The organism is Dysgonomonas reticulitermitis (assembly GCF_054601275.1).
Map to the genome: position 1 here is coordinate 1 of NZ_BAAHWU010000013.1, position 17,652 is coordinate 17,652.

At 43.8% G+C, this 17,652-nt stretch carries 27 protein-coding genes and 1 pseudogene; 9 read left to right on the forward strand and 19 right to left on the reverse strand.

Annotated features, from left to right (window positions below; all coding sequences use genetic code 11):
* Positions 1-122: 122 nt before the first annotated feature.
* Positions 123-281 carry a hypothetical protein gene (locus ACYPZI_RS07075; protein WP_459600034.1) on the reverse strand — a complete coding sequence of 53 codons (159 nt, stop codon included), beginning with the start codon at positions 279-281 and terminating at the stop codon, positions 123-125.
* A 184-nt stretch (positions 282-465) separates the two neighbouring features.
* Here ACYPZI_RS07075 and ACYPZI_RS07080 point away from each other — a divergent pair, with 184 nt between their 5' ends.
* The 7 genes from ACYPZI_RS07080 (at position 466) to ACYPZI_RS07110 (ending at position 7,490) form a co-directional block, all read left to right on the forward strand.
* Complete coding sequence (locus ACYPZI_RS07080; protein ID WP_459600035.1) at positions 466-810, forward strand: hypothetical protein; 345 nt, start codon at positions 466-468, stop codon at positions 808-810.
* Positions 811-818: 8 nt separating this feature from the next.
* Positions 819-1,901 (forward strand): T9SS type A sorting domain-containing protein, encoded by a 1,083-nt coding sequence (locus ACYPZI_RS07085; RefSeq protein ID WP_459600037.1) that lies wholly within the window; start codon positions 819-821, stop codon positions 1,899-1,901.
* 188 nt (positions 1,902-2,089) lie between these two features.
* Positions 2,090-3,844, forward strand: coding sequence for an OmpA family protein (locus ACYPZI_RS07090; protein ID WP_459600039.1), 1,755 nt, complete (start codon positions 2,090-2,092; stop codon positions 3,842-3,844).
* A 44-nt stretch (positions 3,845-3,888) separates the two neighbouring features.
* The gene (locus ACYPZI_RS07095) at positions 3,889-4,341 is read left to right on the forward strand and encodes a TraQ conjugal transfer family protein (RefSeq protein WP_459600041.1); all 453 of its coding nucleotides are present in this window, start codon (positions 3,889-3,891) and stop codon (positions 4,339-4,341) included.
* Positions 4,342-4,476: 135 nt separating this feature from the next.
* The gene (locus ACYPZI_RS07100; protein ID WP_459600043.1) at positions 4,477-4,869 is read left to right on the forward strand and encodes a hypothetical protein; all 393 of its coding nucleotides are present in this window, start codon (positions 4,477-4,479) and stop codon (positions 4,867-4,869) included.
* A 218-nt stretch (positions 4,870-5,087) separates the two neighbouring features.
* A complete protein-coding gene (locus tag ACYPZI_RS07105) occupies positions 5,088-6,488 on the forward strand; it encodes a DUF6047 family protein (RefSeq protein ID WP_459600045.1) in 1,401 nt (466 codons plus the stop codon).
* Positions 6,489-6,527: 39 nt separating this feature from the next.
* Positions 6,528-7,490: a DUF2695 domain-containing protein gene (locus ACYPZI_RS07110; protein WP_459600047.1), complete on the forward strand. Its 963-nt coding sequence runs from the start codon at positions 6,528-6,530 to the stop codon at positions 7,488-7,490.
* A gap of 75 nt (positions 7,491-7,565) precedes the next feature.
* Here ACYPZI_RS07110 and ACYPZI_RS07115 read toward each other — a convergent pair whose 3' ends face one another.
* The 15 genes and pseudogenes from ACYPZI_RS07115 to ACYPZI_RS07185 all read right to left on the reverse strand — a co-directional run bounded on the left by ACYPZI_RS07115 (position 7,566) and on the right by ACYPZI_RS07185 (position 14,541).
* On the reverse strand, positions 7,566-8,009 hold the full coding sequence (locus tag ACYPZI_RS07115) for a hypothetical protein (RefSeq protein WP_459600049.1): 444 nt from the start codon (positions 8,007-8,009) through the stop codon (positions 7,566-7,568).
* Between the two features lie 33 nt (positions 8,010-8,042).
* Positions 8,043-8,588, reverse strand: a complete 546-nt coding sequence (locus ACYPZI_RS07120) for a fibroblast growth factor (RefSeq protein ID WP_459600051.1) — start codon at positions 8,586-8,588, stop codon at positions 8,043-8,045.
* Positions 8,575-8,733, reverse strand: coding sequence for a hypothetical protein (locus ACYPZI_RS07125; RefSeq protein ID WP_459600053.1), 159 nt, complete (start codon positions 8,731-8,733; stop codon positions 8,575-8,577). The genes ACYPZI_RS07120 and ACYPZI_RS07125 overlap by 14 nt, the downstream gene beginning before the upstream one ends.
* Before the next feature lie 34 nt (positions 8,734-8,767).
* A pseudogene (locus ACYPZI_RS07130) lies at positions 8,768-9,835 on the reverse strand (LPD29 domain-containing protein).
* A gap of 93 nt (positions 9,836-9,928) precedes the next feature.
* On the reverse strand, positions 9,929-10,150 hold the full coding sequence (locus ACYPZI_RS07135; RefSeq protein WP_459600055.1) for a hypothetical protein: 222 nt from the start codon (positions 10,148-10,150) through the stop codon (positions 9,929-9,931).
* 18 nt (positions 10,151-10,168) lie between these two features.
* Positions 10,169-10,375, reverse strand: a complete 207-nt coding sequence (locus ACYPZI_RS07140; RefSeq protein ID WP_459600166.1) for a hypothetical protein — start codon at positions 10,373-10,375, stop codon at positions 10,169-10,171.
* A gap of 148 nt (positions 10,376-10,523) precedes the next feature.
* Positions 10,524-10,778, reverse strand: coding sequence for a hypothetical protein (locus ACYPZI_RS07145; RefSeq protein ID WP_459600057.1), 255 nt, complete (start codon positions 10,776-10,778; stop codon positions 10,524-10,526).
* A gap of 22 nt (positions 10,779-10,800) precedes the next feature.
* Positions 10,801-11,085, reverse strand: coding sequence for a DUF4120 family protein (locus ACYPZI_RS07150; RefSeq protein ID WP_459600059.1), 285 nt, complete (start codon positions 11,083-11,085; stop codon positions 10,801-10,803).
* Between the two features lie 94 nt (positions 11,086-11,179).
* Positions 11,180-12,106 (reverse strand): DUF932 domain-containing protein, encoded by a 927-nt coding sequence (locus ACYPZI_RS07155; RefSeq protein WP_459600061.1) that lies wholly within the window; start codon positions 12,104-12,106, stop codon positions 11,180-11,182.
* Between the two features lie 76 nt (positions 12,107-12,182).
* Positions 12,183-12,389 carry a hypothetical protein gene (locus ACYPZI_RS07160; RefSeq protein ID WP_459600063.1) on the reverse strand — a complete coding sequence of 69 codons (207 nt, stop codon included), beginning with the start codon at positions 12,387-12,389 and terminating at the stop codon, positions 12,183-12,185.
* Positions 12,386-12,634: a hypothetical protein gene (locus ACYPZI_RS07165; protein ID WP_459600065.1), complete on the reverse strand. Its 249-nt coding sequence runs from the start codon at positions 12,632-12,634 to the stop codon at positions 12,386-12,388. Before ACYPZI_RS07165 ends, ACYPZI_RS07160 begins: the two co-directional genes overlap by 4 nt.
* Positions 12,631-13,581 (reverse strand): hypothetical protein, encoded by a 951-nt coding sequence (locus ACYPZI_RS07170; RefSeq protein ID WP_459600067.1) that lies wholly within the window; start codon positions 13,579-13,581, stop codon positions 12,631-12,633. Before ACYPZI_RS07170 ends, ACYPZI_RS07165 begins: the two co-directional genes overlap by 4 nt.
* Positions 13,582-13,681: 100 nt before the next feature.
* Entirely contained in the window at positions 13,682-13,987 is a 306-nt protein-coding gene (locus ACYPZI_RS07175) for a hypothetical protein (RefSeq protein ID WP_379997225.1), read from the reverse strand.
* 11 nt (positions 13,988-13,998) lie between these two features.
* A complete protein-coding gene (locus ACYPZI_RS07180; RefSeq protein ID WP_459600069.1) occupies positions 13,999-14,223 on the reverse strand; it encodes a hypothetical protein in 225 nt (74 codons plus the stop codon).
* A gap of 27 nt (positions 14,224-14,250) precedes the next feature.
* Positions 14,251-14,541 (reverse strand): DUF4326 domain-containing protein, encoded by a 291-nt coding sequence (locus ACYPZI_RS07185; protein ID WP_459600071.1) that lies wholly within the window; start codon positions 14,539-14,541, stop codon positions 14,251-14,253.
* A gap of 334 nt (positions 14,542-14,875) precedes the next feature.
* Here ACYPZI_RS07185 and ACYPZI_RS07190 point away from each other — a divergent pair, with 334 nt between their 5' ends.
* The gene (locus tag ACYPZI_RS07190) at positions 14,876-15,274 is read left to right on the forward strand and encodes a hypothetical protein (RefSeq protein ID WP_459600073.1); all 399 of its coding nucleotides are present in this window, start codon (positions 14,876-14,878) and stop codon (positions 15,272-15,274) included.
* 10 nt (positions 15,275-15,284) lie between these two features.
* Positions 15,285-16,013, forward strand: a complete 729-nt coding sequence (locus ACYPZI_RS07195; RefSeq protein ID WP_459600075.1) for an NYN domain-containing protein — start codon at positions 15,285-15,287, stop codon at positions 16,011-16,013.
* A 117-nt stretch (positions 16,014-16,130) separates the two neighbouring features.
* Here ACYPZI_RS07195 and ACYPZI_RS07200 read toward each other — a convergent pair whose 3' ends face one another.
* From ACYPZI_RS07200 to ACYPZI_RS07210, 3 genes are all read right to left on the reverse strand, one after another.
* Positions 16,131-16,307: a histone H1 gene (locus tag ACYPZI_RS07200; RefSeq protein WP_459600077.1), complete on the reverse strand. Its 177-nt coding sequence runs from the start codon at positions 16,305-16,307 to the stop codon at positions 16,131-16,133.
* 123 nt (positions 16,308-16,430) lie between these two features.
* A complete protein-coding gene (locus tag ACYPZI_RS07205; RefSeq protein WP_379997217.1) occupies positions 16,431-17,072 on the reverse strand; it encodes a nucleotidyl transferase AbiEii/AbiGii toxin family protein in 642 nt (213 codons plus the stop codon).
* 4 nt (positions 17,073-17,076) lie between these two features.
* Complete coding sequence (locus ACYPZI_RS07210) at positions 17,077-17,589, reverse strand: helix-turn-helix transcriptional regulator (RefSeq protein ID WP_459600079.1); 513 nt, start codon at positions 17,587-17,589, stop codon at positions 17,077-17,079.
* Positions 17,590-17,652: the final 63 nt, after the last annotated feature.

Below are 17,652 nucleotides of genomic sequence, written 5' to 3' on the forward strand. Positions count from 1 at the left end.
AGCGCATAGTCACTCGTTTCTTCTTTTGCATAAACTGATTGCTCGTTAAATGTTTGTTAACTCCTGATTATGCAAAGGTAAAGACTATGAATATCTCAAAAAAGATGCATCTGACCGAATGCTTACACCGTTACCAACGGCACAACGACGCCTACAGTCAGCCTTCCTGCCGGAACTGCAAGCGGGAATGTACTTAAATGGAACGGTACGGCATGGGTATCTTCATCCGAAACAGGTATCACTACAGAGGCGGATGGTATTATCGGAAATGAGGTTGTCAACGCTACAACAGATGGCGGCCTTGTCCGTGCAGGTTCCGGTACGGTAGCCGACCCTTACACGCTGGGCATAGCAGACAATGCTATTACATCGGCCAGGATAGCTAACGGTACGATTAAAGCCGAAGATTTAAACGGTATGGGTGCAAGCTACCGGCAGGTGCTTGCCTATGACGGGTTTGGCTGGGTGCCCTCTACGAATTATGCCTCTCCGGTAACTATAACGGAAGCGAGTACGAGCACGGGAAGCGTTACCTCCGGCGGTTACAGCGACGTATATACATGGACCAGCCTGCAACCCGGCCTGTACAGCCTGCGCGTCAGGATGAACGGAAACAGCACGGCCAGATTCAAGCTGGCATCGGACGTAGCCTTCGGTACTTCCGTCCTGTTCGAGGTCAATGGCGATTCCGCAGACCATACGGCGGAGATCATGTTCAACTTTTTTTATACAGGCACATTAAGGCTGAAAGCGGATTGTACGGGCAACTGTCCGACCCGCCTGCTTAATTTATACCTGGCGCGGTTTTAATAAACTGAATGGAAAAAGTAAAGGATATGAAACGAGGATATATTATAAAACTTACCTTCCAGCCGCTTTTGTACCTGTGCGCAATAGCAACGCAAGTAAGTGCGCAGGATATACAGACGGCATGGCATGGGAAGGTCAGTATCGGGGATGTCCCGGTACTAATGAATGGGAATATCGCCTTACAGTCCGATGGCGAGTTGTTTACAAACAACGGGCGTCTGGAACTTGAAGGCAGCTACTATGGCGAATCCGGCTCCAGGGCTTACCGCTATGTCAGTACAGCTATTGATACCGGTATAGACGCATCCCTTTTCCTTGATGCTTCCACAGTCGGAGGCTCCACAGAAATTATCCCTGAATTTGATGAAAGCTGGGACGGTTCTCCTGTAGCGCTGGTAAAGGCAAGGCAGGCTATTACAGAATCCGGCACAGACGTTGACACAGATATTAACACAAAAAACGGCGTCTTTTATATCGAATCCGTCCTGCCGGATTGCGGTGACTACTATGTGCAGTTGCAGCATAAGACAGATGAAAGCAACTCCCTCTGGTCTGTCACCGGAACTACCACTTTACCCCTGATAAAGCAGCTCCGTAACCATACTTTGCTAATCAATAACAACCCTGCTACCAATGAGAAGCATAGTTTCAGCTATTATAAATGGTACAAAGACGGTAGATTATTGAAGGAAGGCTCCCAGGCAGAACACGGCGGTAGCTATTACACAGGTGGAGGCAACCTCGATGCAGACGCGGCCTATATGGTCGAAGTGACGGATGCCGACGGCAAGCATTACTTCTCCTGCCCGTACAACTATACCCCTAACGCATTGCCTGCCAGCGTAAAAGTTTACCCGAATCCCGTCAGCAGGGATAACAGCCGCGTTTATGTGCAGGTGGAAACAACCAATGAAAAGCTGCTGGAGCACGCGGAAGTAGAGGTTTACAGCTATACGGGACGCTATTACGGTAAAGTACAGGCTAAGGGACAGCATACGATCCCTATTGACCTTCCGGGGGAAACAGGCGTCTATATACTGAAGTTCAAATCAAAAGAACTGGAAACAGGGCTCAAGGCGGTAGTACAATAATCAATGGGCTAATTTGAAAATGTGCCGATGTGCCAATTTAATTAGCAAATTAGCAGATTTGAAGATGAGCAAATGGTGCAAAGCGGTAAATTGTTAGCCTATAGCTTATGGTTTTCGTCGCTTTGCGCCGCTAATGGCTAATAGCTAACAGCTAACAGCTTTTTTACTGAATTTAAAAACAGAAAGAAATGAAGAATATAAAAGATAGAGAAAATATAGAAGAACGGACAGGACAGCCCAAGATACCTAAAATATGCCTGCACAGGCTGTATCCGCTGTTGCTGGCCTGCCTGATGGGATTCCAGACAGCCTGCGCCCAGACAGGGGATAATCAGGAATGGAAGGATGATACGGAAATAATAATAAACGACAGCCTGCTGCTGGCTCAATATCTGGAGGATGCTTATGTCCCCCATGAGCTGAACCTGTGGATGGCAGGCGGATTATCTACATTAAACTACCGGCCGAATATTGGAAAGGCCAATACAGGTACGGGCTATGCCTTCGGTATCGGCTATACGCGCTATATAAGCCGGAACTGGGGTGTTTCCACAGGACTGGAATATGCCTTCCATAGCAGGAACATAAGCATCGGTAATGTAAACAGTTCCTACACAACTTATGATGCAGACGGCAACCCTATCGAGTACCGCTCTCTGGTAGACAGCTACAGGGAATACCAGCGTAGCGGATTGCTGAATATCCCCATTTCCTTGATATACCGCATGGGAAAGGATAACAGGTACTATGCTTCCTTGGGATTCAAGCTGGGCATTCCAGTTTACGGCAGGTACACGGCAAGCGGCGGTATAGTTACCACTTCCGGATACTATACGGATTATTATCAGGAAGAGATATGGCAGAACGACCTCGGCTACGGGACTTTTCCCGTAAGGACAATGGAAAAGCCGTTAAAGATGGGATTATCCTATACCGGAACACTGGAAGCGGGCATGAAATGGAATGTAGGTATTGGTGCAGACTTATATACGGGTGTCTATATAGACTATGGCTTGAATAATGTTGTCCGGGGATACGGAAAGGAGAGGTTTGTCGGGTATAATTATGAAAATCCGTCTGATCCTCATATCAACGGCCTGCTGGCTTCCGTATATGGAAGCCCTGGCAACAGGTTGTCCTTTATGGAGAAGGTATCGCCATTAGCCATAGGCATAAAGCTAAAACTTGCCTTTGCCATCGGTAGCGGCGACTTGCTGGCCGAAAGGCGGAGATACAGGGAGATGCAGTATTCCGGCGGATGGGACGATATCTATGGTTATCCAGCAGGAAATACGGATACCGGAACAAAAGACAGGTCTGCGGAACCAATCCGGATACGGATGCAGGAACGAAAGAAGGAGCAGGAACAGCAACAAACACTGATTGAAAATGATTCCGCAACAGCAGATAAACCTGTCGAATCTAACACACCTGCTGTACCTGCTATAAATTCAGTCGTAAAAGATATGGAAGAAACAGTTGGCAATACCCAAAACGATTCTGTAGTGCCCCCGACAGGTACAGTTATCACCGATACGACCGTGGAAATAAAAGGGACAGGGGAACAAAACGCAGGTACAAAAGGGTGTGATTGCGGTTCCGGCTTACCGTCTGTAATAATCATAGGTGGTTACAAGCTGGGACAAACCGCGCTGTCGCCCGAACAAAGAATTGTGCTAGACGGATATATCAACTTATTGCAGGCAAACCCGCAGGCGCATATCGAAATCACCGGGCATACTTGTAATATAGGCACGGAAAAGGGCAATATTCGTATGGGACAAAAGCGGGCGGATAAAGCAAAGGATTATCTGGTGGGCAAAGGCATATCATCTGCATATATCAGTGCATACAGCAAGGGCGACACTGAGCCTGTCAGTCCGGATAATAACGACGAAAGCCGGAGTAAAAACCGCAGGCTGGAAGTAAGGATAAATAAATAATTTTTGACAATATAAAGTAATAACTAAAATATAAAAGGACAGCAATGAAAAATATGCTAACGAAAATAAAGCGTGCATTCGCGCAAATAATCTGGCTGGCAGCGATAATGCTGCTGGCCTGTGCCTGTAGCGGCAATCTTGATATTAAGCAGGATTATGAATTCAAGGTTACTCACCTGCCTGTGCCGAAAAAGATAAAGAAAGGGGAGACCATTGAAATCCGCTGCCAATTGGAGCAGGCCGGATATTATAAGGATACCGGGTATGTATTGAGATATTTCCAGACAGGAGGCCGCGGCCTTTTAAGGATGGGAAACAATGAGCCACTTTTGCCGAATGACCTGTATGAATTGAAAGAAGATACATTCCGCCTGTACTATACCTCACAGTCGGAAGAACAGGCTGTCATCGACATATATTTTTTTAGTTCGGAAGGCAACAGCTTCATACTCAGTTTCAGTTTTAATAATGACAATCCGGAGGGGGAACAGCCATGATGACAATGATGATCGTATCGTATATCCTCAATTGGGTATTTATAATTTATTCACTGGCGACTGCGAAAACGGATGCAGAACTGTGGAACGAAGAAATAGAATAAGAATATATTAAAAATCAAAAATTAAAAAATTATGTTATCAGATTTTTTTAGAATAAACCTGCCGTATGGTTTGGCAAGAAATGAAAACGGGGAATGGATGGCTTTCAACAGGGAGTATAAACCGTTGGGCTTCAATACGACAGAAACATCGACAGATGCCCGTACACTGAAAGAAAACAGCAGGGAACTGCCCCTGTTCTCTTTGTTCTTCGGCTTAACAAACCGTTTTATCCAAGAAATAACGGAATATGACGAGAGCGCTGTCAACAGGGATGAACAAGGCAATATCCATCGCTTCTGGCTTTATAACGACAGTACCAATCCGATGAACCAGCCGGATAAAGATAATGAATATTGGAGTATCTATTGGAAGAAGCTGGAAAAGATAGCCCGGTTGAATGTGCATCATAACACCAGATGGTAATACGGGTTTCCTTACCGCACATCTACAATTCGGGGAGGAAATCAGGTGCCGGGCAAAAATACATTTGTTTATTTTTGCCCGGCTGCCCACTGTCTATACAGTAATTAACCGGATGATATACAAATACCAATATTTATATTGCGGGTCCAATGCGGTTTAAGGGAAAATAAGTTTTTACATTGAGATCCGTTATTCAAAAAACTTTAAATTAATTATCTATGTCGGTTGAGAATCCGAAAAACGGGTATGACGGCTATAACGCTATTGAAACAGATAAGGGCGTATTGCTGTTCTCCAGAACAAAAGGAGGTTCCAGGCTGTTTCACGACTGTATGGCTTTATTTATGGACAACCTGTACAATCCCTTATGCAACAATACTTACTTCAATATCCACTATATCGAATCGGATAATCCTTCACTGCGGGAGAAATGCGATATCGCCCTGAAGTTTCCTGATAAGCATCTGCCGTTACAATTTCCGCTCAAAGACGAATGTTTTACGGATACGGGTGTCCTGCAAGACAGCATCGGTATAAAGATAAACGGCTGGGAGCCAAACCCGGAACAAATACAACGGATCACGAATCATGTTGACGGCGTACATATTCCCGTCAGGGGGGATACCTTCCATATAAGTACGTTGCAGGAAATAGCCGGGGGGATTTCATATAACAGGGTTCTGTTGAACGGAGCAATGCCGGACTTCAAATACGAAAAAGAATTTCTGGAGTTGGCAAAGAAAATGGAAGGGTGTTCCGGCGCCACGGCAAATAAACTTATGCAGGATATAAGGGAGCTGGCTTCCGGTATACTGAAACGCGATTATCCGGATATCCGGAAAGGGGCGGCAATACCGCTCAAAGAGAGACGGTATGGAGAGTATGACCATCTGAGAAAGGATGGACCGGGCTGTTATAATGCCATTGAAACGGATAATGGCGTACTGTTATTTTCCAGGACAGCGGAAGGGAAAGAGCTGTTTCAAAAGAACCTGGAAATGTATCTGGATAATTTTTATAATCCGGCATACGACAATACTTATTTTAATCTTCATTATCTGGAATGTGACAGCGGCGTTTTAAGGGGGATGAGTGATCTAGCCATCAGGTTCCCGATGGTACAGCAGGCCGGGTTTCCACCTGACCGGAGCTTCTTTTTGGATAAAAGTGTATTGCAATACAGCCTGCAGGAAGCGAAATTCAGTTGGGATGCGGAACCATATGCGGCAGCCGGTTTGATAAACAATATGTGGGATGGGAAATATTTACCTGTGAAATTGGATGGGGATACCTGTAATATCAGTGTCTTGAAAGAAATAGCCTCCATGGAATTTTATTATTTCACAAGTCTTTCCGGCCTTGCGGGCCATGGCATTTTGGGTATCGATCAGATGCCCGGCTTTAGGTATAAAGATGATTTCAGGGAGTTGGCCGGTAAGGCATTGGATTTTTCAGGGCATATACATGAGTATAAGGTATTGGGCGCTATGCGGGATAAAGCCAATGAGATATTGAAACGTGATTATCCAAACATCCGGAAGGATAACAGGCTTTCTGTCGAAAATAAGAAACCGGTAGTCCATAAGTCGCCGCAAAATAAAAAAGGGCGTGGATTATGAATATGCGAATCAAATAATAATTGTAATTTTACAATGCTTATGAATCCTGCAAATCAATATCCTGCAATTCGGCGATGCCCGGGGAGCGATACCTTTACCACCAAGGTATTGCAGCAGATAAAATTAAAGAATCCCGAGCCGCAGATCGCGAATATTGTTTGCGGTACGGGAGAGCAAGCCTTGTTGCTGGCCGGGACATACAGGAAAGGAACCGTTACAGCCGTCGATAGGGACGGATTGTTCTTTCCATCTATCCGGGCCAAAGCAAAAGGGAGTCGTATCGGGGACAGGATAAAAACACATTTGTCCTCATATACCGATTTGCCTTTTACGGAAGAAAGCCTGGATTTACTGCTATCCGAAGGCGCCTTTGAAGAATTGGATTTTGGTAAACGCTTGTCCCTGTGGAGAAAATATATCAGGCCCGGTGGTTACCTGGCTATGTCTGAATTATGCCTGCTGACAGATAAAGAGCTTCCCGGTGAAGTGTATGATTATTTTGAAAATGCCTTTCATAACCGGGAGTTGGAAAGCATAGACTATCACCTTGCCCGGATAAAAGAAGCAGGCTACAGGCTGCATACCCGTTTTACCCTGCCGGATGAATGCTGGTACGGTTATTTCGATTCAATGAAAAGGGGGATGGGCAAACAGTTTGCTTCCGCTATAGAGGAAGAACAGGAATTTTACCTGACATATAAGGACTGTTTTGCTTATGTCTATTTTGTTATGCGCAGGACTCCGCTTATCTCCGGCAATTCCGTTTATGCTACTGTCCTGGATAAGAAACAGCGGGATTCCCTCCGGAACCATCTGATTGAGAAACTGTCCTGCAAGGAGTGTAACAACACATTACGCTATACCGAAAATTGGCTTACGGATAATATTGTCTACGAAAATCATGCGGAAATCCTGTCCGGATTCAGGGAAGAAGGCGGATACTGCGATTGTGAAATCCTTGCCAATGTCTTTTATACGGTTATGGCAGATAAGGACGAATAGTATTATCTGTGATAATAGAATAAACAAGAAATCCGGCCTTTCCAATAAGTTTCGGATTTCTTATTTTTCACGAGTTCACTTATTTTCCATACTATCCAATATTTTACCTATAGGAAATATAGCCGTATAGAATTCTTCGCCTGTATATTTACCGTAAGCCTTGTAAAATCCGCTGCCGTCTTTGTACAGGACCAGCAACCCCTGTTCCAGCCGGGTTTCAGGTTTTTCGAATGATTCTTCTTCATCCTCGTTAAGCGTAACAAATTCCCATTCCTTTTCTCCTGATAATAATTCAGCTTCGTCATCTTTCGATTGGTAAAATTCCACGCTGCTATCATAGAATCTGAAAGAGATGAAACTGTCCGGAGCATTGAATGCCCCGATAGCGTCCAGTTTTTTCCTGAGTCCTTTTTTCCAGGAATCGTCACAGGTGATGACGGCAAAGTCGCAGCAATCCCATTCGCTTTGGCAATTAGCCTTTATCAGTATACGTTCTGTCGGTTTTGATGAAAGTTCCATTGTTTTTTAGTTTTTTAATTAAACATAGCCGCCTTACGGCAAGGCTGATTCTTTATTCTTCTGCCCGGAAATATGCCTCTGCGCCGCATGCCGGATGCTTTGATAAAGCAGATTGTAGTTCTCTTCTTTCTTTTTGAGTTTTTCCCTGAATTTAACCAGGTCTTCGTCGGTATTCTCATCAAAAAAGAGATTATTCTGCTTTTGAAAACAGAGGTATTCCTGTTCCCGTTTCTTTGCTATTGTAATCCGGGCTTTGGATGCTGCCAGCTTTGACAGGCACGAATTGAAACCCGTATTCATTCCCGTTCTTTTATCGTAATAGGAATGGTAAAGCTCTATTGACTCACGAGGGTACAGGCATTGGCACCTGGCCTTCCTCCACCGGATGACCCATCCGTATTTCTCATGGAGATCCCTTGGGAGGTCGTAGCGGTGAAGGACTATGCGCTCACCGCCTTTCTTCCGGTATTCGATGGATATGATTACCCATTTGTCAATTTGGAGTTCCCGTTCAGCTTTAGCCAGTTCCCTGGCTTCTTCCATCCAGTCGCTGACATCCTCCTGCTTATGCTTTTTCATTTTGGTATTTTTTATATTTGACTTTTACTTTTGCTGCCGGCTTATATTCAAGAAGGGACCGGACGAAAGATAAGAACTCCGGCGCATCGAATCCGGACAGAAGGCGGTCGATTATATCCGGCGTGTCTTTATCCTGCTGTATCATAGTTGTTTTATGACTTATTTATCAGTTCATACCGCTATAAATAAGAAGAGAGCCTTCCGGCTCCCTCCGCTTCCATATTTTCTTCATTCCCGTGTTCCAGATCCCAGGCTTTCTTCGCTTCAATCCACTCCTGCCTTTCCTTTTCGAGCAGCGCTTCCGTTTCGGGTGTATAACCGGTAAACCGGATATATCCGCCATTCCAGCCTGTTGTTTTACAAATGATACCCGCAGCCTGGAGTTTGTCTATCCTTTTTCGGGCCATTTTCCCGCTTGAATAGTTAAGCCCCCAGAAATGATGTTCGCCACCATCGCTGTAATGGTCTTCCCCTAGTATCAACATTCCACTGTATTTTTTACTTTCAATATAGCTGAAGCGTGCTTTCCCGAGCGCCTGCCTGATAGCTTTATGGGTTGCCCCTTCGGGATGTTTGAACACCGGAGGTAATGTTCCTTTCTTCGCTTGCAGCTTTGGTATCTCTATCTTATATGGTTTTTCCCAGGTGCCGATACCCATGTTCAGGTAGAAGTTGCAATGGAAATAATCCGTCATAGCATCGCTATCATCAAAATTATATGAATTAACAAAGCGATATACATTGTCCATTACCTCGCGGGCGCGATCTGTCAGATCCTTATCTTTTTCTATATGGTAATGGTTAAGCTGCTTTGAGCATTTGCAGGCGGATTCTTTGGAGAATGCTTAAAAGTCAGCCCTTATCAAATAAATACCGATTGAATCATAATGCTTCCTGGTTACGGAGAACTTATATCGCGGGTAAGTTTCTTTCAGCCATATACGCAATATATCCACGACTTCTTCCGGGGATTGACCTTTATAGTTGCTTCCCCGGTAGCGGTACTCATTATAGACATAATCGGTATATTCTTTTGCCGATGCTTCCGCATAATCGCTTTCGTAGCCTGTGGCTGTATCTGTGGTACTCGTGTCGTTTTTCCATACGGCAAACAGTTTCTCGAATTCGAGGTTTATCTGCTGCATGGCTTCCGTATTCCCTCCCTTATCAGGATGGTTTTGGATTGCAAGTTTGCGGTACTGCTTTTTCAGTTCCGCAAGGCTGTTTATCGTTGTAAAATATTTCATATGATAATAATTTTGTTTTCAATTGATAGATGGGACCTGCATGGTTTTTTATTATCATGGACTTTGGTGATTTGACAATAATCATGCTTCGATTCATGGTAATTCATCTTTATTTATGATTTCAATCAAGTCCAATTCCCGTGACCGGATGAAGATACCGGGCTTGCCTTCATCGCTTTTGAATACCAGCCCGAATCCGTCATACCCATTGAGGGTGTGTGAAAAAACGGCCGTTTCCCCGGCTCTCTGATGTCCTTCCTTTATCCTGATTCTTTTGCCTTTCCAACGGGTATCTATATCTTTGAAAAAACTCATGGCTATTCTAATTTAGGGTTAAGACGCTAAGGCGTTGATAAAATACGCTATGTAGTCGCGTTCCAGTCCAAGGTTATCGCACGCTGTTTCCATATCGCTATACCTCAGATCATCCAGATCACTTAACTCCCGGAGGTTGCCGGTCTCATCATCAAGGTACTCCTGCGCCTGTCCGCTATCGCAGCCGCATGAGTTGCAGATAGCGGAAATAATTGATTCTGTCATCATTGTATTTTATTTAAGTTGTTTTATATGTATAATCTTCCTTATCCCTGTTTTCAGGTTTCATATCAATGGGTTAATGGCTTGTTATACTTCAATGGTCAGGATATCCGTAAATACATTTATGGCTTCCCGGCTTGAATGCGATTATTTAAAATTTACCGAACCCGTAAAAGAACCGGCTGCTTTTCTCGTCGCACTCTGCATCGAAGGCAACCATTTTATAATGCTGCCATGTGTGGAGTGTATAAGGCTCCATCTCCCGGATGCCGGGAAATCTCATCCGGTTCTTTTTGCAAAACTTTTTTGCTTCCGCTTCCGGATGATCTGTTTCCTTATTAAAAAAGAAAGTTTTCTTCTTATCTGCCGGAATATTGAATGTAGTGACCAATTCGTCGCTTGCCATAGCTATCGTTTAAATGATGGGGTTAAGTATGTATTTGCCAGCCTTTTGCAGGATCGAATGTAACCGCCCGGGATTCATCCGGGTTTCCATGATAGAGCAATCCTCCGTTCATTACCCGTTTGCCGGATTGGTCGTTCATTTCAAAGTAAAATGACAGGGGTGCGTGATCGTAGCAGAGGGTAATCACGCATTTTTGGTTTATCTCCCATTGCTTGAGCCTGTCTAAACAATCCTGCAATGTTTTATCTCCGGTTTTCTCCGCATAAGCCACTGCTTCGGCATATCTTGCTTCGCATTTGATTTCCATAATTCGTGTCTTTATTTTTTTAAGTTATATTGCTATAAATAAGAAGGGAGCCTTCCTACCACTCGTGACGGAAGGCTCCCTTCAATTCTTATTATCAGGAAACGAATACAGCCTCCACATCTATCACTTCTTTATCCTTAAACTGACAGAAGCTGTCGAGCGCTGATACGAACGCGACGTTCTGATGTACAAGGGATGGGATCGAGGTCTTTTCCGGCTTGTAATATTCTGTCGCTATATTGTAAAGCTCCCATGCCGAAATGGTATCGCGTCCTTTCATCTTTTTAAGCACATCTTCTGTAAACGCTGAGATTTGCGATTGATTCAGCGGGTAGTTTTCCACCCCGGCCGAAAGTGTTTCATCCGGGCTGTCATGGGCGACACGCAATGCTGTAAGCAAACCGATATAGGTATATACTTCCCGCTGGTTGATGCTCGTCCCTTTCAAACGCCTGATCCGCTCACGGTCTTCGGTCATCTGGGTTTCGAACCTGCTTAGCCACCCGTCTACTGTATTGAATAACTCCTCCGTGCTAACCTTATTTTTTCCATAATTCGAAACGATGCGCTCGGCGCTCAGGATACATTGGTTATGGCAAGCCTTCACACATGGTCCGATTGCAGCCTGGATACCGTCCTGGTGATAAGTCAATACAATCGTGGTGGTTAGCTCGTCAGTTTCGTAATCATTGATACGGATAGTCGCCCATATCCTTCTCAGGATATGGGCGACTACCGATTTCTCCCCGTGGGCAATTTCCTCTTTCTTCAAAACGGTAACACCCGGAAGATGCTTGCTGTTGTTATGCGCCGCGAATATTTCTTCGACATCATAATTAAGGTTGTATTTATTACAGATGCCTATTACATTTTCAATTGCCTGAAAATGATAGAGCCCGCGAAGGGGATTGCCTTCGTAATCATCTTCCATGTGGGTACGCTTCAGTGTCGGCAGATCCATGGTCTCTACTTTGTTTGTCTGGAAATCGAATGTTTCCTTTCTTGTCATCAATTCGTTCATAATTGTGATTTTTAAGATTGTTAAAAAATGATTTTTATATTCTCTTTACTGTTTGAGAAAGTTTAACCGATACAGGTTAGGATGCTAAAGCATTGATGAAATATTCTACATAGTCACGCTCTAATCCAAGGTTATCGCATGCTACTTCCATATCGCCGGAGCGGAGATCGTCCAAATCCCTTAATTCACGGAGATTCCGGATTTCGTCTTCGAGATACTCCTGCGCCTGCCGGCTATCGCAACTGCATGAGTTACCGATAGCGGAAATAATTGATTCTGTCATAATTGTATTTTATTTGAGTTGGTTATTTCTCTTTTTTTAAGTTGCTTTATATCTGCTATTTCCGTTTCCGGATGAATGCCAAAATCCCAGTCAACGTCTTTTTCGTCAAGGGTTGTATGAATATTACCACCCATTAGCAGGCCGCAGTGTTTTTCAACATTTTCGCGTGCCTTTTCCCGATTCTCCGCGTTCACCCGGAATATCCCTTCAAAGACGAACCTTGTTTTTACTTCATATTGTTTCATACTGTTTGAGGTATCTGAGGTTGATTAATAATGTCCAGGGGCTTACCATAGAATGAGTCAATGACTCCATACACCTGCCTGATGGAATAATTATAGCCTTTACCGTCCTCTTCCACCCTTAGCCGGAAACGGGGATATCCGCCTGAGGCTAGATGTAATCTTACATCGTCCTGCAACTCCATTTCCATCAGGCTGCCGCCTCCCTGCATGGAGCTGAACAGGCCGCAGGCATTACCTTTGGGTATTATTATTTCCGGCAGGTTGAAATCCGCTTCATATAGTTTTTGCAAATCTATTGTCGCGGCATAGGTCAGCAGGTTTGCCCCGCAGCAGGAATTTTCCAGTTCTTCGTAGAACTGTTCATAGGAAACCTGTTCCTTTCCGTTCCTGGAACGCTTATCCGGGAATATACCGGTCGTTTTCTCTCCGCGCCCTGTTAATACTTCTTTCACTTTAGCCGGGTTAAGGTTCAGGGCATCGACCATATCCCCAAAGTAGGATTCCTCGGAGCTGTACCCGCCGGACGATTCCAGCCGGTGCGAGTTGATACAGTCGTAATTGGATAACAGCTCTACACGGACAGGTATTTTACCTGTATTCCCCAGGAGGTCTTTCAGCGGATCGGAGTCGTCCCGGCTGTAGATAGCCTCTTTGATCCCTTCTGCGTTCTCCTCAAAGAATTTTTCGGCTTCCCATTTCTTATAGCCCATGTCAGCCAGGTCTCTTTTGAGGCCTTCCATAATATCCAGTACCGATTCTTCCATTTGCGGGAAATACCATTCGTCCACATCTTCAATAAGCGCATCGCCATTTTTTGCCTCGAGGCATTTTGCAATGGCGGCGGTTTTTTTATTAAGGTTTTCGTCATAACCGACATAGGCCAGTGAATAGCTTTCATCCATTAATCCGGTTACCATATCCATATCGATTTCTTTTTGTGTATCCATCGTTTTTATCTGTTTAACTGTTGTAAAATGAGAGAAGAGCAGCCTTACGGCTACTTTTCCGTGTTTATTTCCTTTATTCGATATTCCTTTATGTGTTAAATTAATGAGTCGTTATATTTGCCCTTCGCCGGTCTTTGCATACCAGCGTCACATAGTGCAATTCAATCAGCTTATGCCCGAAGCATATATCCGAACCGGAACCTACCCGCTGCCATAAACTGAATGTATAGTTTGCAAACGACCAGGAGAAATGGGCGGATAACCTGCCGGATCGGTTCCTTTGCAACAGGTTCCTGTTAAACTCCACAATGTTATCCGACAGGAGTATCATATTCAGTATATCCGTAAACGCGTTCACCGCTTTCCGGCTTGTAGGGTAAACCGGCCCTAAGAATTCTATCTGCATGGCTGTATTTGTTAATCGTAATTATCATTGAATATTTCAAACGAATTGCGTTCAATATCAAAGAAACTGCTGGTAACGCTTTGATAGGCAGGAGCATCATCCGTTATTTCCATCGTGTCATTTTCAAATTCAGGACAGGATGTGTGGTTGTCCCGGTAATTCGTAACCAGCAGGTGAGGATCGTCCACAGCTATATCATGCCCGTGATAACTGCACCAGGCCAGGGATAGATTCATAATCCAAATAGTTTATGATTACACTTATTATGAAAGCGATTCCAGGTATCCGGCAATAATATCTCCATGACAGGGATGCGGCTTACAGAAACAGCCCAATCTTTTCCCTTTAAGGGCATGAACTTTTTCCCTGAACTGCGGATCTGTCTGAATACGCTTATAGAAATATTCCTTATATTTTTCCAGTGTCGAGCCTCTGGCTGACTTATCTTCTAACGTAAACGGATTCCCGAAATATCCGTCTTTCCCTTTTCCGGCCCTGCCGATATACACGTCATATTCTTCATTGCGTATATTCACTACTGTTGTTTTTTTCATATTATGTTCTTTTTTAATGAATACCCATGTGGAAACCGTCATTTTTCAGTCCACAGGCTTAAAAGGGCGCGTGTACAGGCGGTGCAGGGCTTTCCGGAAAAATACCGGAGCGTAGCGAGGATGATTTTTCCCGGAAACCGCTTTAGCGGCTCCGGCCTTGCTCCGCCGTTAAGGACACGCAGGCTACCTTTGCCTGTGGGACTGAAAACGGCGGTCTTTTACATCTTCCCCTTTTTCCCGTTTATCCATCAAAAGGGGGAACCTATAATTATGAATGGGCTATCTCTTATTTTTCTATTTTTCCTTACCTTTACAGCAAGAAAAAACAGAAGGAATGACAGAGCGTTTTTATGATATAAAACATTTGACGACAGGACAGCTGCGGGAGTTGTTTTCATCCTACCGGAAACAGGGTTGGGTCGATTTTGAATACTATGAGCTAAGCGGAAGTAAGCCCCCGGTACTGGCGGATGCTGAAATTATCCTGAATATACAGGCGGAGAATGAGGAGAACTATTTTGTGTTTATGCTTGGACATGAAGACGAAAAGGACGGGGTGATGGTCGGTTTCGGACTGACGTACCATGAAGAATTTTCCGCCTTCCTGCATCTGCCGACACGGTTCCTGGATGAACTCGTTGAAAAGTACGGGCTGGAGAATTCACATGAGGAAAAAGATTATACGATTGCCGAATTCCTTGTGGAGGATTATAAGGGAAAGCCGCTTAACTGACCGGGAACAGATGAAAAAAGATAAAATATGCATGGAGAATCAGGTACAGAGGGTTGCCGTACTGATCGACGGGGATAACGCGTCCTCCGCTAAACTGCAGGATGTAACGGAACTGGCCGCACGCTATGGAAATGTCATTGTCAGGAAAATTTATGGGGACTGGACTAAAACCAGCCTGTCCTCATGGAAAGAGCCCGCAAGGGAGTTTTCTTACCGTCTGGTAGAGACGCTGTCTTATGTGAAAGGGAAAAACACAACCGATATGACGCTTGTTATTGAGGCAATGGATTTGTTGAATTCAGGAAATACGGATGTTTTCTGCATCGTTTCCAGCGATAGCGATTACACCCCTCTGGCTATGCGTATAAGGGAGGAGGGGCTTATCGTGATTGGATACGGTGAAAGTAAAACGCCTGCCGCTTTTGTCAATTCATGCAAAAGGTTCGTGTTTTCAGACCAGGCCGCGCAGTCCGGTAAAGGGGATACTCCTGAGATACTGCTCAAGAAAGAGGCGGACTTGTTTGATAAGGCATATGAACTGGCTGTCGATGGCAAGGAGGAAGTAACCCTCTCCCAAATAGGCATGGCTTTAAAAAGGATCAGGCCAAAGTTTAAAGCCAAACGTTATGGTTGTAAAACGTTAGGGGCAATCTATGAGAAATTGGACGGCTACGAGGTGATACAGACAGGAATAAAAGGAATTTATAATGTTGTCCGGAAGAAAAGTAGTTTACAGTGAGGAGCGGCAACCTCCTGTTTTTATTTATGAATGCCCTTTTTGGGATAATTGTTATCAAATAAAAAAGGTTATTTTGATAAAAAAACAACCTTTTACAACTACAGATAAGAATGGGGATTACTTTTTGGAAGCATCCAGTGAGGCTTTGCGGAATTCTTTCAGTGCCTTTTCGATTGCCAAAGATGTTTTTCTGGCGCGTTGTCCGGCTGCTTTATTTCCACTTTCTACCTGGGAGTTTGCATCTTTCCCAAACTCGGCAAATAGTTGGGCTAAGTTCTCTGTTAAATTTTTCATTGTTGTTTTGTTTTTACATTTAAAATTCACGCAAAGATAATGTCAAGTCTTGTATTCATAAAATTTGCATGCTGCTTTTTGAAAAAAATAAGCGCCATATCCTATGATGATGGCCTGAAAATATTATTTTGTATTTATGGTTTCAACAAAATCAAGCTTGATTAAATCCCAGTATTTCCCTTTCAGACACACCGGATCCGGATCGTTTTCAGCAAAATCGAACTGTGTGAGGTTATTAATAACTTCCTGCTCGTTTTCGGCATAAGGGTAACGTTCCGTATAGAATGAAAGCATCCGGTCGATGCTGTAGCTGTTTAATAACTCATGCAAGTCCCAGAAATCTTTTTTCCGACCGTTGCGGGAGAATATATCCAGTTTCATCGCTATAATATCCTCGACATCCGTTAGCCGGATATTGTCAACTTCTTTTACGGGGCGGATAAAAGGATCCGTGTAGTATAAATCCAGCTTAATATAATTAGAAGCGGATTCTCCTATATAGTAAGATTTTCCGAATCCGACCAAATCAATTTCCGATGTCGAAACATAAGGAAATACCCTGTCCAGATAATCCTTTATAGCCTCAAAATCAATACTGCCGTATTCAGAATCCGTAAACAGGTCAATATCGACAGACTCCCTGTGGCCAAGCTGCAAGCTTAAAGCTGTGCCGCCGACCAGCCTGAACGGTTTCAATATACCGGCCTGCATCAGTTTATTTAACGATGCGAGCAGCAAAGGCGTAATCGTGTTATAGTATAGCATAATCTTATACTTTTGATAGAAACTTATTTGCCTTGTCCCTGACAGAAGGCTTAATATCGGTATAAAAACTCAAAGCCTCATTTATAGTGTCTTTTCCATAGAAACGGAAAATTTCTGCTTTTTCCTGCTCGTTTCCCCGTTCAAAAATCCGCCGGATAACCGAGCGTTTATTTTTTACCCAGTCGATATTTTCTATTCTCGTATCCCAGAACAGGGTCGGATTTATCTTTGTCAAATCCGGATGATAGTCCTTGCACTTTTTCTTTTTTAAGAGAGCAATATCATGATACACCTGTAATATCATGAAAAATCCCTCTTCAATATTCAGGGCCTGTTCTATCTTTAATGCAAGCTCAGGATTCATCCGTCTTTTTCCCTTAGTTATTGCTACTAAAGTCTGCGGATATTCATCAATAGATAAGGCAAAGCGGCTTTTGGCCATCTTTCTCTTCTTTAATTCCCGGTCAAGATAAATACCGGGATGGATACCTTTTATTAGGTCTATTATTGGATTCATAAGAATACATTTACTCGTTTTCGTTACAAAGATAATAAAAATAAACACTTCTGTTTTCTTTAT

Bases quoted from the DNA above. Each gene is read 5' to 3' on its own strand.
- ACYPZI_RS07085 (WP_459600037.1), top strand. From the start codon at position 819: ATGGAAAAAGTAAAGGATATGAAACGAGGATATATTATAAAACTTACC.
- ACYPZI_RS07090 (WP_459600039.1), top strand. From the start codon at position 2,090: ATGAAGAATATAAAAGATAGAGAAAATATAGAAGAACGGACAGGACAG.
- ACYPZI_RS07095 (WP_459600041.1), top strand. From the start codon at position 3,889: ATGAAAAATATGCTAACGAAAATAAAGCGTGCATTCGCGCAAATAATC.
- ACYPZI_RS07100 (WP_459600043.1), top strand. From the start codon at position 4,477: ATGTTATCAGATTTTTTTAGAATAAACCTGCCGTATGGTTTGGCAAGA.
- ACYPZI_RS07105 (WP_459600045.1), top strand. From the start codon at position 5,088: ATGTCGGTTGAGAATCCGAAAAACGGGTATGACGGCTATAACGCTATT.
- ACYPZI_RS07110 (WP_459600047.1), top strand. From the start codon at position 6,528: ATGAATCCTGCAAATCAATATCCTGCAATTCGGCGATGCCCGGGGAGC.
- ACYPZI_RS07115 (WP_459600049.1), bottom strand. From the start codon at position 8,009: ATGGAACTTTCATCAAAACCGACAGAACGTATACTGATAAAGGCTAAT.
- ACYPZI_RS07120 (WP_459600051.1), bottom strand. From the start codon at position 8,588: ATGAAAAAGCATAAGCAGGAGGATGTCAGCGACTGGATGGAAGAAGCC.
- ACYPZI_RS07125 (WP_459600053.1), bottom strand. From the start codon at position 8,733: ATGATACAGCAGGATAAAGACACGCCGGATATAATCGACCGCCTTCTG.
- ACYPZI_RS07135 (WP_459600055.1), bottom strand. From the start codon at position 10,150: ATGAGTTTTTTCAAAGATATAGATACCCGTTGGAAAGGCAAAAGAATC.
- ACYPZI_RS07140 (WP_459600166.1), bottom strand. From the start codon at position 10,375: ATGACAGAATCAATTATTTCCGCTATCTGCAACTCATGCGGCTGCGAT.
- ACYPZI_RS07145 (WP_459600057.1), bottom strand. From the start codon at position 10,778: ATGGCAAGCGACGAATTGGTCACTACATTCAATATTCCGGCAGATAAG.
- ACYPZI_RS07150 (WP_459600059.1), bottom strand. From the start codon at position 11,085: ATGGAAATCAAATGCGAAGCAAGATATGCCGAAGCAGTGGCTTATGCG.
- ACYPZI_RS07155 (WP_459600061.1), bottom strand. From the start codon at position 12,106: ATGAACGAATTGATGACAAGAAAGGAAACATTCGATTTCCAGACAAAC.
- ACYPZI_RS07160 (WP_459600063.1), bottom strand. From the start codon at position 12,389: ATGACAGAATCAATTATTTCCGCTATCGGTAACTCATGCAGTTGCGAT.
- ACYPZI_RS07165 (WP_459600065.1), bottom strand. From the start codon at position 12,634: ATGAAACAATATGAAGTAAAAACAAGGTTCGTCTTTGAAGGGATATTC.
- ACYPZI_RS07170 (WP_459600067.1), bottom strand. From the start codon at position 13,581: ATGGATACACAAAAAGAAATCGATATGGATATGGTAACCGGATTAATG.
- ACYPZI_RS07175 (WP_379997225.1), bottom strand. From the start codon at position 13,987: ATGCAGATAGAATTCTTAGGGCCGGTTTACCCTACAAGCCGGAAAGCG.
- ACYPZI_RS07180 (WP_459600069.1), bottom strand. From the start codon at position 14,223: ATGAATCTATCCCTGGCCTGGTGCAGTTATCACGGGCATGATATAGCT.
- ACYPZI_RS07185 (WP_459600071.1), bottom strand. From the start codon at position 14,541: ATGAAAAAAACAACAGTAGTGAATATACGCAATGAAGAATATGACGTG.
- ACYPZI_RS07190 (WP_459600073.1), top strand. From the start codon at position 14,876: ATGACAGAGCGTTTTTATGATATAAAACATTTGACGACAGGACAGCTG.
- ACYPZI_RS07195 (WP_459600075.1), top strand. From the start codon at position 15,285: ATGAAAAAAGATAAAATATGCATGGAGAATCAGGTACAGAGGGTTGCC.
- ACYPZI_RS07200 (WP_459600077.1), bottom strand. From the start codon at position 16,307: ATGAAAAATTTAACAGAGAACTTAGCCCAACTATTTGCCGAGTTTGGG.
- ACYPZI_RS07205 (WP_379997217.1), bottom strand. From the start codon at position 17,072: ATGCTATACTATAACACGATTACGCCTTTGCTGCTCGCATCGTTAAAT.
- ACYPZI_RS07210 (WP_459600079.1), bottom strand. From the start codon at position 17,589: ATGAATCCAATAATAGACCTAATAAAAGGTATCCATCCCGGTATTTAT.